This is a genomic window from Escherichia sp. WS33 (genome assembly GCF_046486385.1).
Classification (GTDB): Bacteria; Pseudomonadota; Gammaproteobacteria; order Enterobacterales; family Enterobacteriaceae; genus ECMA0423.
Map to the genome: position 1 here is coordinate 218113 of NZ_JBJQLJ010000001.1, position 13430 is coordinate 231542.

Consider the following 13430-nt stretch of genomic DNA (forward strand, 5'->3'; position numbering starts at 1 on the left):
CTGTCAGGCATTTTAGAAAAGGGAATTAAAGGGATAAATAACGGTGAAATAGAGTGATCAAATAACGTCTGTTTATTAGCCAGTCAGCGACGTTGGGTTCGCGATTAGCGAAGAAAAATCATCATAAATTGGTAAAAAATATAACAGGTAGTTAAAAAACATCAGTGCTGGGTAAATTGCCGGATGACATCAGAACGATGCCATCCGAACGGTGGCTTAACCCTGACGGTTGAAACGTTGCGTTTTAACGTCCAGCGTTAGCGTTTCTTCTGGTTGTATCGCATACAGTTTCTCACCCTGCTGGCAAATCCAGCCAATCCCCAGTTCACGGGCGATTAGGGCGCTGTGGGATACCGGACTTCCGGCGCTAAGGCAGATACCTTTTACAACCGCCGGATCCAGTTGCAGTACTGTGGAAGGATAAATGTTCTCCGCCAGTAGAATAGTTGGCGAGTTAAACTGCGGGAGTTCTTCTTTCGTTTGGGTCAGGTGGACCAGGGTGCGATGCAGAAGATCGTCCACATCAATATAGCGAGCTTGTAGATATTCATCATCCAGTTGCTGGTATTGCTGGCTAAGTTCTTTAAGAACTTGCTGCCAGGCATATTCTGCCGTGCAATGTTCATGCTGAAGGAGTTCGCTTGCCGCCGCCAGCAGTTCCGGATCATCTAACAGTGTATGGTGACCAGAAAAGATTGCGGCAATATCGTCAAGCCCGCTGGCTTCTGCTTTTGCTGTTAACGTCATCAGATCTAATAACGTGAAGTCAATAGCCTGGCGTAATCGATCTTGTTCTTCTTCCACGGTCAGGGTTGATTTTGCCTGTACCGTACATAAAACTGGTTGATAATAAAAGGCTTTACCCGAAACAGGCGGAACGGGACGCAGAGTAGGTGGAGCGACTTCCTCCGTTTCACCAAAGTTATCTTCAGCCAGCTGACGGAAAGCGATCAGTGCCTCTTCAGCTTCTGGCCCTTTCGCAATCAGGCGCAGCGTATCGTTATAGCGAACTTGTAGTAACGCAATCTGGTTAATACTCTCTGGTGTGACGCATTTGCCGTTTTTTTCCAGCAACATATCGGCATTAAATGTCGATAAGGTATAAACCAGCCGGGAGGCCGGACGTACATGCAGGCCGTTACGGTTTTTTATGACCACCGCCAGAGAACGGGCTTCTTCATCGTACGCAGGACATGTGTCAGAGATTTTAGTGTCGGAGGACGGTAAACCCAGTTGTTCACGTTTGGCTTCCAGCGCATGCATAGCGTCAAAGATAACTTTGTCGATATCCGCTCCCGAGGCCGCGCTGACCGTTGCTGCCAGTGTACCTTCGACCAACGGCGCAGCACACAAACGTACTTTTGCGGCGATCTTGGGAGCCAGCAATTCCAGCGCAGTTTCAGCACTCAATAATGCGCTACCCATATCCATCATGACCAGCACATGGTCGGCATCAGCAACAGATTCGATGGCCTCCATCACTTTGACGGCATCGGTACCAATAGGATTTTGTGGATCGTCAATTCCCGCGGCAATGGCGATTTTACAACTATCACTCATTAACATCTGACGGGCTAATTCACCGACACCTTCTCCCAGTCGGCTGCTATGTGAAACTATGACCAGGTTTACCATCACCAATTCCTTACTCTTTTGCGGCTAACGCCAACATTTGCATCATAAACATCACCGAGGTCGCGCCGGGATCCTGGTGACCAATACTGCGTTCACCGAGATAACTGGCGCGGCCTTTGCGGGCTTGCATCGTAATCGTACTTTGTGCAGCGGATTCGGCGATTCTACTGGCAGCTTCGAGCGCCACCGGAACAGAGAGATTTTGCTCGCTGGACTGACGTAACGATTCCACCACCGGCACCCACACATCACACATGGTTTTATCGCCAGGTTCGGCTTTCCCGCGACTGATTACGCCGTCCACGCCATCGCGGAACATCTGATAAAGCTCTTCCAGTGTCAGGCTTTGCCGTGCCTGGGTCGCCTGTGCGGCGCGGATAAAGAAGGTACCGAACAGCGGACCACTGGCACCACCGACGCTGGAAAGCAGCGTCATACCGGTATTCTTGAGAATGAAACCGATATCTTTATCTGCGATAGCAGGGAGTTTTTCCACCACTTTGCTAAAGCCTCGGTTCATATTTAGCCCGTGGTCAGCGTCGCCAATTTCGCGATCCAGTCCGGTAAGATACTCGCTCTCGGTGCTGAAAATATCGCCACAACGAGTGAGCCAGTTAACAATTTGAGTTCTGCTCAGTGACATTGCTTTCTCCTTATTTACCCCAGTTAAGGGCCGGGGTGTGGACCGGGGCGTCCCAGAGTGCCAGCGTTTCGTCATCAACTTTCAGTAAGGTGATTGAGAAACCGGTCATATCCAGTGAGGTGCAGTACGCGCCAATTAAATTACGTTCGATAGTCAATCCCGCTTGCTGGCAACGTGTGGTCAGGCGGTTATAGACGCCGTACAGCTCAGAAAGCGGAGTTGCGCCAAGATTGTTAACCAGCGCAATCACCCGATCGCCAGACTGGAGCGGTTGTTTGGTTTGTTGTTCTTCCTGCCAACTGCCTTGTTGATAATCCCAGAAACGCAAAGTGCGATGGTATGAGCCATTTTCCAGCAGGGTGTCGAACATTTCATCGACGGTTTGATCAAGGGAAGAGAAGGAGCGGCGGTCAATACCCGGCTCACCATGAATGCCGACGCCAAACTCCATCTCATTATCCGCCAGGGTAAAAGAAGGTTTGCCCGCGGCAGGAACGGTACAGGCACCGAGAGCGATACCTATTGAGTGGCCTTGATTATTCAACTTACGCCCCAGTTCCGCACAGGCGTCCAGTGAGTCGCCACGCTCCGCCGCTGCGCCTACGAGTTTTTCAATTAATACGGTGTTGGCAACGCCGCGTCGCCCGGCGGTATAAAGACTGTCTTTTACCGCAACGTCGTCATCAATGACCACAGTGGTCACTTTTACGCCGCTATCGTGCAGTAACTCGGTCGCTGTTTCAAAGTTAAGAATATCGCCGGTGTAATTTTTGATAATCAACAGTACACCTTCGCCGCCATCAATTTGCATGGAGCATTCAAAGATTTTATCGGGCGTCGGTGAGGTGAAAATTTCGCCCGGACAGGCCCCCGAAAGCATCCCCTGACCGATATAACCACAGTGCATCGGCTCGTGTCCGCTGCCGCCACCCGACAGCAGGGCGACTTTTCCTGCAACAGGGGCATCAGCTCGGGTGACATACACCGGATCCTGATGCAGTGTCAGCGATGGATGCGCTTTCGCCAGTCCTGCCAGTTGTTCGTCCAGTACGTCTTGCACATCATTGATCAATTTTTTCATTATTTTGCTCCAGCAATTACGGTAGGGCATGGATGATGTTCAACGACACGGCGACCACTGACTGCCGATGAATCCATTGTGCATCAGGCAAGGGAAAAGAAAATTAGCCCAAATTATGTTTCATAGTGAAACATATGCTTTAATGAATGTTCCATATTGAAACTTTTACGTGTATTAATACTTAAAATTGCGAGCCGGAACACCTTTTGTCATAAGGGATGCGGGATATGAGTGGCGCTTTTAACAACGATGGTCGGGGCATATCTCCCTTAATTGCAACCTCCTGGGAGCGATGCAATAAGCTGATGAAACGGGAGACATGGAACGTACCACATCAGGCCCAGGGCGTGACATTTGCTTCTATTTATCGGCGTAAGAAAGCGATGCTGACGCTCGGGCAGGCTGCGCTGGAAGATGCCTGGGAATATATGGCACCGCGAGAGTGTGCGCTGTTTATCCTCGATGAAACCGCCTGCATTCTCAGCCGTAATGGCGATCCGCAAACCTTGCAGCAGCTAAGTGCACTGGGATTCAATGACGGCACGTATTGCGCCGAGGGAATTATTGGTACTTGTGCACTATCGTTAGCGGCTATCTCTGGTCAGGCCGTGAAAACGATGGCCGATCAACATTTCAAACAGGCACTCTGGAACTGGGCCTTTTGTGCAACGCCGTTGTTTGACAGCAAGGGCCGATTGACGGGAACAATAGCGCTGGCGTGTCCGGTTGAGCAAACTACCGCAGCTGATTTGCCGTTGACGTTAGCAATCGCCCGCGAGGTCGGTAATTTGCTGCTGACGGACAGTTTGCTCGCTGAAACTAACCGTCATTTAAATCAACTTAATGCCCTGTTAGAAAGTATGGATGATGGCGTGATTAGCTGGGACGAGCAGGGTAATTTGCAATTTATTAATGCCCAGGCGGCGCGGGTCTTGCGCCTTGACGCGACGGCAAGTCAGGGAAGGGCAATCACTGAACTCTTAACGTTACCCGCCGTATTGCAACAAGCAATAAAACAGGCACATCCGCTCAAACACGTAGAAGCAACCTTTGAAAGTCAGCACCAGTTTATTGATGCGGTGATAACCCTTAAACCGATAATAGAAACGCAGGGAACCAGTTTTATTTTGTTGCTCCATCCTGTGGAACAGATGCGGCAGTTGATGACCAGTCAATTAGGAAAAGTCAGCCATACCTTCGCTCATATGCCACAGGACGATCCGCAAACCCGCCGCTTGATTCATTTTGGTCGCCAGGCGGCGCGCAGTAGCTTTCCTGTCCTGCTTTGTGGAGAAGAGGGCGTGGGCAAGGCACTGCTAAGTCAGGCAATTCATAATGAAAGCGAGCGTGCTGCAGGTCCTTATATCGCCGTCAATTGTGAGTTATATGGTGATGCGGCACTGGCGGAAGAATTTATTGGTGGCGATCGCACGGACAATGAAAATGGCCGTCTGAGTCGGCTGGAACTGGCGCACGGCGGCACGCTGTTTCTTGAAAAGATTGAATATCTGGCGGTGGAGTTACAGTCTGCTTTGCTTCAGGTTATCAAGCAGGGTGTTATCACGCGACTGGATGCGCGGCGCTTAATACCAATTGATGTCAAAGTGATTGCCACAACGACCGCGGACCTCGCAATGCTGGTGGAACAAAATCGTTTTAGTCGCCAGCTGTATTACGCGTTGCATGCATTTGAAATTACCATCCCGCCTCTGCGTATGCGGCGTGGCAGCATTCCGGCGCTGGTGAATAACAAATTACGCAGTCTTGAAAAACGCTTCTCTACGCGGCTGAAAATTGATGACGATGCCCTCGCTCGCCTGGTTTCCTGTGCATGGCCTGGCAACGATTTTGAACTTTACAGCGTCATCGAGAATCTTGCTCTGAGTAGTGATAATGGGCGCATTCGCGTCAGTGATTTGCCGGAACATCTGTTTACCGAGCAGGCAACAGATGATGTCAGCGCCACACGCCTTTCCACCAGTCTGTCATTTGCGGAAGTTGAAAAAGAGGCAATTATTAACGCAGCCCAGGTCACAGGCGGTCGCATTCAGGAAATGTCGGCTTTACTTGGGATCGGCCGCACTACGCTGTGGCGGAAAATGAAGCAACATGGCATTGATGCAGGGCAGTTTAAGCGCCGGGTATGAAAGACAGAGACGATTTCTGATACATCAGAGTGATCTATATTTCATTCCGGCGCACGCTAACATTTTTCAGCATCGTTTAAGGGCTGGTCTATCCCGCACTTAAAAGCTGAAGCGATATCCTCCGTTGACTTGCTTCTGATCAAAGAGGTTACTCTGCGTGTAATCCGCTTCGAGGTAGAATGTGTGCTGTTTGTTATACTGTGCACTGACTCCCACGCCGTTATTCCAGCCATTACCTTTGAAACTGTACTTCTCCCGGGAGTTGTTCAACAGATAGTCTGTATCCCCTGAAAACTCGCGGATAGCTCCAGTCTTCACATACATATTCAGCTGGCTGTTGCCTGCGGTGATGTCATATCCCAGTATCATGCTGGCACGCCCCAGCAGCGATTCGTAGTGATTCAGATGTATATTGAGACCATTACTCGCCTTCATAGCCATCTCATTCTGGTGGCTGTATGTGAGCTGGGTTTGCGGCTCTATATAGAACCCATAACCAGTAGGGGTCAGGTTGAACCTCTGCCCGGCTTCCAGGGAGATGCTCAATCCATTCGCAGTGCCGTTGGCGTTAACGCCGTTGTTCTGACTGTCCAGTACGTGAAAACTATTTTTCTGGCGCGATGCTTTTACAACGAGATCGCTGTAAAAACCGTTGTGTGCCATGTAACTGGCATACATTCCCATGTAGTCTGAACGTGCGGTACCGTCGCCTCCGCTATAGTCCGGCGATGCATGTGTTGAGCCAATATACAGACCGACATACAACGGCATTACATCAGAGAGACGTTTATCCCCACCAAACTGGATACCGCTGTAACCCATGTCAAAGCCGCTCAGTTTGCCACTGGCGAAGGAGTCCAGGCTTCCCCCATAACTGCGCAGCCAGATATTACCGTCTTTACTCTGATTTCGCAGGTCACCCATTCGTTGCATCAGCGTACGGTTTTCAACATAGTTTAATAAGTAACCGACATTGAGATAATTGCCGCCAGCATCTGCGGTCGTGGTGGGTTTAGGTGTGGGAGTGGGGTTAGGCGTAGGATCGGGTTCAGGCGTAGGATCGGGGTTGACTATGGGAGGCTGAGCGGGAGCCGGTGTTGGTTCAGGATTAGGAGTCGGTTCCGGAACTGTCCCGGAAGCGTAAAGCTCCCAGTTAGTGCCATTTTTACGCACATCGTACAGATATCCCCCCAACTCAACCTGAGAAGACGCGCTGAACGAGGCCGCACCGTCAGTGGTTTTTACCACTGTCAGAACTTCATTTCCCGTAGTGGCCTCGCTGCCCTGGTTGCGGATAGCCAATACGTGATTACCAGCACTACTTCCGCTGATATTCAATAAATCCCCTTTATTATTAACGCCATTACCCTCGCCAACAACATCAGCACGCATAATAAAGGTACTGTTACCGCTCAGGTTCTCTACGTTTAATGTGGCAAATGTGCCGGCAGTTGACCCGTGGCTGGCAAAATCGACAGTTGAATGGCTCAGCGCCAGCGTGTCGAGATTAGAATTACTTGTTACGTTCCAGACGCTGTTATTCATTGCAACGTCCAGTTTCCCGCCATTGACATTATCGCTGAGGGAGGAACCTGTCCAAACCGACCCTGGGTGCATATCTAGATTGATTAGCCCACCTTTGGAAAGAACGCTACCGTTGATAAGCATACGACCCGAGGCGTTGATGCGGCTGGCGGCATAACCATCGTCATGTTGCGTTGCAATGGCCATCTGGTCGGGTGTACTCATATCAATAACCAGATCGCTCGTGAGGTCGATCTGGCTGTTGGTCATGGCATAAATTCCCCTGGCTCCTGCCGCGCCGGTGATAGCCAAACTGTCTCCGGTTATTCTACCGCCGCTGAGCGCCCACAAACCCAGCGCCAGACTGCCATTACGATCAACTGTAATATCGGTATTTTGCATGTTGACAACAGCCGTTGCCGTCTGGGCCGAGGCACCATAAGAACCGCCGGAAAAGATGCTGTTTCGTTGCGCTGCCGTGCCAGAAAAATTGATTGTCGCGTCTGAACCACTGGTGACGAGGCCACCGCCCTGCGCGGAAGAAATATGGCTATCTGCACCGATAGTGGTTGTACCACCACGAACTTCGACGCCATTGGCCGCGGCTCCAGTTACATCAACAGTGAGTGCATTCGCGCTAACCTGGCCAAAGCTCCAGAGGCCGTGTGCATTATCGCCATTGGTTTTAATGGTACTGTTTGTTCCGAGATCGACAACAGAGTTTTTCTGTACGTTTATCCCCATGGCGCTGTAGCCCTGAACATCGATTGTCAGGTCTGTCGCCGTAAAACGCGCAGCACCATTGGCGTTATTGCCGTTGAGACCACCGATATAAACACCTGTACTTCCATCGGTCGTGATTTTACTTCCGCTTCCAAGATCGACACTGGTGCCATAGTCATTGATGGTTAGGCCTATACCGTTCGAGTTTTCAATGGTGAATTGAGTGGCTGTTAGTGTTGAGCTATGCCCAATAATGATGCCGTCATCGTTACTCTTAATGGTGCTGCCTGTGCCTAAGTCAGCATGGGTATAGTCACCAATTAAGTTAATGCCGATGGCAGAGGTTTGACCAACAACATCTACTGTGAGTCGGTTAGCTGTCAGGGAGCTGTTTTTGCCCTGAATAATGATTCCTTTTGCATATCCAGAGGCGTCGTTGACATTGACGGTGACATCATTACCCAGGTTGATATTGCCAGGCGTGTTTCCTGCTGGGGTCATTACACCATAGAGGTTTCCTGATGGATCGGCGGTATCTCCTGTAATTCTGTCACCATCATTAATAGTAATATTGGTGCCATATTGACTTCCTGTATCAGCAGCTATCAGCAGGGGGGAAAAGATAATTGCATTCAAACCAATAGCGCCAAATTTTATCAGTTGAATTGAGGGCGAACGGATTTTTAATTCAGCGAGACGATCTGCTTTGGTATTCCCATTGTGTTGTTTGATGCCCATACCACTCCTATATAGTACCCAGACTATGGGTCTATGGATTTTGTCATTTTGTTTAAATCAATGAATAATATCCTCTTATCATCATGATATTTGTATGGTGCAATCATGATGAGCTTCTCAGAGAATAATTCTCTATTACCGGGCAAAATCAGGAACACAGGAATTAATATATATTTAACATCCCCCTTACAAAGGTGGGTTTATATCGAGTTATTCCCTAAGTTGTCGTTGCTTATTCCAATTCGTTACTATAAATATGGCAAAAATATTACAACAAACAGCGGTTAAAAAATTTGGTGAAGATTTTTTGTAATAATCCTAATTAGTTATGGGAATTTCGCTTGATGTATCTGCATAACAAAAACAATATGCGCCATTTTTGCATTACTAATAAGAAAAAGCAAAAAACATCGATATTCATTTTTGGTCAATGGGTTTTCTGGCCTATCGTTGTTATTGTGCTACTGGTTATCATTTTCATCTTGCCAGGATCGCACGTAATCACGTTATTCGGGGACTTTATCTGCGGGATATTACCCTTCAGGTAAGTCCTTTTCTCGCCAGCATATTGGAGCGTGATCAATATTGATCAGCTGTGAAGGGGGTGATGTGTAGTGGACCAAAACTTACGTTATATCACTACTAATGAGATATCCGTCATCTGACACTGATGTCTTTAATTATTCTCGTGGTTCACTGTAGGCAATAAGCACAAAAGTGTAGGATGTTACAAGAATGATTAGGACTCGGTGAAATGAAAAATCCACGCAATTGCGTGGATTATATATACTTTTGCGCTCTTCATGAGATTTAGCGAAACCTCATGAGACAACAAATTAATTAGACGTTGAAAAGGAAGTTCATCACATCGCCATCTTTAACGATGTAATCTTTACCTTCTGCACGCATTTTGCCTGCTTCTTTCGCGCCTTGTTCACCTTTGTAAGTGATGAAATCTTCAAACGAGATGGTTTGTGCACGGATAAAGCCTTTTTCAAAATCAGTATGGATTTTGCCCGCTGCCTGCGGCGCGGTTGCTCCAACCGGAATGGTCCATGCACGCACTTCTTTCACCCCAGCGGTGAAGTAAGTTTGCAGGTTCAGCAGCTTATAACCGGCACGGATCACACGGTTCAGGCCCGGCTCTTCCAGCCCAAGCTCCTGCATAAACTCGTCACGTTCTTCGTCGTCCAGTTCGGCAATGTCTGCTTCAACAGCAGCACAAACCGGAACCACAACAGAACCTTCTTTCGCCGCGATTTCACGCACCTGGTCAAGATATGGGTTGTTTTCAAAACCGTCTTCGTTGACGTTGGCGATGTACATTGTTGGTTTCAGCGTCAGGAAGCTCAGGTAACGAATAGCCGCTTTCTCTTCAGCGCTTAAATCCAGCGCGCGCAGCATACCTGCATTTTCCAACTGGGGCAGGCATTTTTCCAGGACCGCCAGCTCAGCTTTCGCGTCTTTATCGCCACCTTTGGCTTTCTTCTGTACGCGATGAATCGCACGTTCGCAGGTGTCGAGGTCTGCCAGCGCCAGTTCGGTGTTGATAACTTCAATATCGTCAGCCGGGTTAACTTTGCCGGAAACGTGAATGATGTTGTCATTTTCAAAGCAGCGAACAACGTGACCGATCGCTTCGGTTTCACGGATGTTGGTCAGGAACTGGTTACCCAGACCTTCGCCTTTCGATGCGCCTTTTACCAGACCGGCGATATCGACAAATTCCATGGTCGTGGGAAGCGTACGTTGCGGTTTTACGATTTCAGCCAGTTGATCCAGGCGAGGGTCAGGCATTGGTACGACGCCTGTGTTCGGCTCAATGGTGCAGAATGGAAAGTTGGCCGCTTCAATACCGGCTTTGGTCAGCGCGTTGAACAGGGTAGATTTCCCGACGTTGGGCAAACCGACGATACCGCATTTGAATCCCATGATTTAAATCACCTTAATATCTTAATAATCAACCTGTTATTGCTAACAGATTGCAGAAATGGAAATAACTTTGCCTATTATACACGGCACTCGGCAAAAATGCCGCAGACAACGACTTATTGCGCTTTAAAGGCGTGCAATCGGTTCGTTGCTTTGGTCAAGCCATCTGTAAACCACATTTCAGTACAACGCGCCGCTTCGTCGATGGCTTCATCAATTAACTTCTGTTCACTAACAGGCGGTTTGCCTAACACAAAACCGACAACTTTATTTTTATCGCCCGGATGACCGATTCCGATGCGTAAACGGTGAAAGTTAGGGTTATTACCCAATTTACTGATGATGTCTTTCAGTCCATTGTGACCACCATGGCCACCGCCCAATTTAAATTTGGCGACGCCAGGAGGCAGATCCAGTTCGTCGTGGGCCACCAGAATTTCGTCCGGATTAATGCGGAAAAAACTGGCCATCGCCGCAACGGCTTTGCCGCTGAGATTCATAAATGTAGTCGGGACTAACAGGCGGACATCTTCGCCTCCAAGAGTGACTCGCGAAGTATAACCAAAGAATTTAGCCTCTTCGCGCAGCGGAGCGCGCAAACGCTCTGCCAGTAAGTCAACGAACCAGGCACCAGCATTATGTCGCGTTGCGGCGTATTCAGCACCGGGGTTCGCCAGGCCGACAATCAATTTAATCGTCACGTTTTTTTGTCCTGAGTGTGTACATAACTGGCGCGTAGTTTACTGGTTGCGGCCCCGCTTGACAAAAAACTGCGTATCAAATGCAGATAACGTAATAATTGCATGAGTGGACTATTAGAAAGTCAAGGTGTTCAGGCGTTTATTTGTAAAGTTTTGTTGAAATAAGGGTTGTAATTGTGATCACGCCCGCACATAACCCACAGGGTGTTGTCTATACTTTACACATAAGGAAGAGGGGTATTCCCTGTTACAACCCAGAAAGTTCCGGAGGTGACATATGAAACGCAAAAACGCTTCGTTACTCGGTAACGTGCTCATGGGGTTGGGTCTGGTGGTAATGGTGGTCGGCGTGGGGTATTCAATCCTCAACCAGTTACCACAGTTTAATATGCCCCAGTATTTCGCACATGGTGCAGTGCTAAGTATTTTCGTCGGTGCCATTCTCTGGCTGGCGGGTGCCCGTGTTGGCGGGCATGAACAGGTGTGCGACCGTTACTGGTGGGTTCGCCACTATGACAAACGTTGCCGCCGTAGCGATAATCGCCGTCATAGCTAACAAATAATGCAGTTTGCTGACCAGTCAGTTTGCGCTGACTGGTCAATCTCGTACTTATAAATCCGCCATCGCCGCGCGACGATTCGGGAAGAACGCCAGGCGTCCCGGGATCGGTTGAATGCCAGCGCGAGCCATAGTGCGCAGTGGCTGGAATTCCACGTTGCACACGCGCAGTTCACATCCCTCGGGCAGACGCTTCACAAAACGCTGGAACGCATCAAGACCACCAGCATCAAGTACCGGAACCGCATCCCACTTCAGAATCACAATCCGTTTGCCTTCAAGACGTGACTCCAGGTCCGTGAACAAGCCTTCAGCAGCAGCAAAAAACAGCGGGCCAATAACGCGCAGAACCAGGACATCGTCTGGAACATCTACGACTACCGGTGCCAGGCGAGTCATACGTGCGATACGACGCATAAACAGCAGCGATGCCAGCACGATCCCCACGCTGATGGCAATAACCATATCAAACAGCACGGTCAGCGACATGCACAGCAGCATGACAATGATGTCATCTTTCGGCGCATGACGCAGCAAGTCGACCACTTTGTGCGCTTCACTCATGTTCCACGCCACCATCAACAGCAGGGCAGCCATGGCGGAAAGCGGCAGCCAGGAGAGCAGCGGTGCCAGTACCAGCAGGGCAAGAATAACCAGAATAGAGTGGATCACCGCCGAGATAGGGGAAGTTGCCCCGGCACGGACGTTAGCGGCAGAACGCGCGATGGCAGCTGTAGCGGTAATGCCACCAAAGAACGGAGCGATGATATTCCCCAGTCCCTGTCCAACCAGTTCGCTATTCGCCTTGTGTTTCGTCCCGGTCATACCATCCAGCACCACGGCGCAGAGCAGAGATTCGATTGCGCCGAGCATTGCCATTGAGAATGCCGCAGGCAGCAGTGTGCGAATAGAATCCCAGGTTAGCGTGAATTCTGAATTAGGCAGATCCCACGGCAGCACCAGTTGCGGCAGCAGTTGCGGAATACCGTTACCCTGAGAACCATCGGCCAGGACGTAGTGGAATTGCGAACCGATGGTAGCAACATGTCCGCCGAGCAGGTTAACAATCCCCATCACCGCGCAACCAGCCAGCAAGGCCGGAAGGTGACCGGGTAAACGAATGCCCAGACGCGGCCAGAAAACAAGAATACCTAGCGTCACAATGCCAATGGCAGCATCACCCACATTAATGGTCGGCAGCGCCATAAATAATGCGCCGACTTTTTGTAGATAATGTTCCGGGACATGGGCCATTTGCAGACCGAGAAAATCTTTAATCTGCATGGTACCGATGGTGATCCCGATACCCGAGGTGAAACCTAAGGTGACGGAAACCGGAATATACTCAATCAGGCGACCAAAGCGTGCCAGACCCATCAGAATCAAAAAAATCCCCGACAGCAAGGTCGCAACCAGCAGTCCTGCCAGTCCAAACTGTTGCGACACGGGATAGAGAATTACCACAAATGCCGCAGTCGGACCGGAAACGCTAAAGCGTGACCCACCCGTCAGAGCAATGACAATCCCCGCAACAGCTGCGGTATATAAACCGTACTGGGGTGCCACACCACTACCAATAGCCAACGCCATCGCCAGCGGGATAGCAATAATCCCGACGGTTATCCCGGCAATCAGGTCACGGGTAAACCGTGCGGCAGTATATTTTTCTTTCCAGCAAGCGTCGATCAGAGCGCGGAAAGGCATCACATGTGAGGAAAATATTTTGTTCACAATAATGTTTCATCCG

9 protein-coding genes are annotated in these 13430 nt (G+C 49.6%); 2 read left to right on the forward strand and 7 right to left on the reverse strand.

Translation table 11 applies throughout. The features are described from left to right. Positions 1-216: 216 nt before the first annotated feature. From dhaM to dhaK, 3 genes are read right to left on the reverse strand one after another with little or no spacing between them, the layout of a single operon-like run. The gene (dhaM, locus tag ACJHXA_RS01150) at positions 217-1635 is read right to left on the reverse strand and encodes a dihydroxyacetone kinase phosphoryl donor subunit DhaM (protein ID WP_001297541.1); all 1419 of its coding nucleotides are present in this window, start codon (positions 1633-1635) and stop codon (positions 217-219) included. A gap of 10 nt (positions 1636-1645) precedes the next feature. Then, on the reverse strand, positions 1646-2278 hold the full coding sequence (gene dhaL / locus ACJHXA_RS01155; RefSeq protein ID WP_000059412.1) for a dihydroxyacetone kinase subunit DhaL: 633 nt from the start codon (positions 2276-2278) through the stop codon (positions 1646-1648). Between the two features lie 10 nt (positions 2279-2288). Next, a complete protein-coding gene (gene dhaK, locus ACJHXA_RS01160; RefSeq protein ID WP_000733725.1) occupies positions 2289-3359 on the reverse strand; it encodes a dihydroxyacetone kinase subunit DhaK in 1071 nt (356 codons plus the stop codon). Positions 3360-3586: 227 nt separating this feature from the next. On the opposite strand from dhaK, the gene dhaR reads away from it, so the two are divergent. Beyond that, complete coding sequence (gene dhaR, locus ACJHXA_RS01165) at positions 3587-5506, forward strand: dihydroxyacetone kinase operon transcriptional regulator DhaR (RefSeq protein ID WP_001295618.1); 1920 nt, start codon at positions 3587-3589, stop codon at positions 5504-5506. 99 nt (positions 5507-5605) lie between these two features. On the opposite strand, the gene ACJHXA_RS01170 is transcribed toward dhaR, so the two are convergent. The 3 genes from ACJHXA_RS01170 to pth all read right to left on the reverse strand — a co-directional run bounded on the left by ACJHXA_RS01170 (position 5606) and on the right by pth (position 11124). Next, complete coding sequence (locus ACJHXA_RS01170; protein WP_001315428.1) at positions 5606-8491, reverse strand: autotransporter outer membrane beta-barrel domain-containing protein; 2886 nt, start codon at positions 8489-8491, stop codon at positions 5606-5608. 840 nt (positions 8492-9331) lie between these two features. Next, the gene (gene ychF / locus ACJHXA_RS01175; protein WP_000505866.1) at positions 9332-10423 is read right to left on the reverse strand and encodes a redox-regulated ATPase YchF; all 1092 of its coding nucleotides are present in this window, start codon (positions 10421-10423) and stop codon (positions 9332-9334) included. Positions 10424-10539: 116 nt separating this feature from the next. Then, on the reverse strand, positions 10540-11124 hold the full coding sequence (gene pth / locus ACJHXA_RS01180) for an aminoacyl-tRNA hydrolase (RefSeq protein ID WP_000152933.1): 585 nt from the start codon (positions 11122-11124) through the stop codon (positions 10540-10542). 277 nt (positions 11125-11401) lie between these two features. Here pth and ychH point away from each other — a divergent pair, with 277 nt between their 5' ends. Beyond that, complete coding sequence (ychH, locus tag ACJHXA_RS01185; protein ID WP_000823885.1) at positions 11402-11680, forward strand: stress-induced protein YchH; 279 nt, start codon at positions 11402-11404, stop codon at positions 11678-11680. 54 nt (positions 11681-11734) lie between these two features. On the opposite strand, the gene dauA is transcribed toward ychH, so the two are convergent. Beyond that, the gene (gene dauA, locus ACJHXA_RS01190) at positions 11735-13414 is read right to left on the reverse strand and encodes a C4-dicarboxylic acid transporter DauA (protein WP_001033352.1); all 1680 of its coding nucleotides are present in this window, start codon (positions 13412-13414) and stop codon (positions 11735-11737) included. Positions 13415-13430 lie beyond the last annotated feature (16 nt).

Bases quoted from the DNA above. Each gene is read 5' to 3' on its own strand.
- dhaM (WP_001297541.1), bottom strand. From the start codon at position 1,635: ATGGTAAACCTGGTCATAGTTTCACATAGCAGCCGACTGGGAGAAGGT.
- dhaL (WP_000059412.1), bottom strand. From the start codon at position 2,278: ATGTCACTGAGCAGAACTCAAATTGTTAACTGGCTCACTCGTTGTGGC.
- dhaK (WP_000733725.1), bottom strand. From the start codon at position 3,359: ATGAAAAAATTGATCAATGATGTGCAAGACGTACTGGACGAACAACTG.
- dhaR (WP_001295618.1), top strand. From the start codon at position 3,587: ATGAGTGGCGCTTTTAACAACGATGGTCGGGGCATATCTCCCTTAATT.
- ACJHXA_RS01170 (WP_001315428.1), bottom strand. From the start codon at position 8,491: ATGGGCATCAAACAACACAATGGGAATACCAAAGCAGATCGTCTCGCT.
- ychF (WP_000505866.1), bottom strand. From the start codon at position 10,423: ATGGGATTCAAATGCGGTATCGTCGGTTTGCCCAACGTCGGGAAATCT.
- ychH (WP_000823885.1), top strand. From the start codon at position 11,402: ATGAAACGCAAAAACGCTTCGTTACTCGGTAACGTGCTCATGGGGTTG.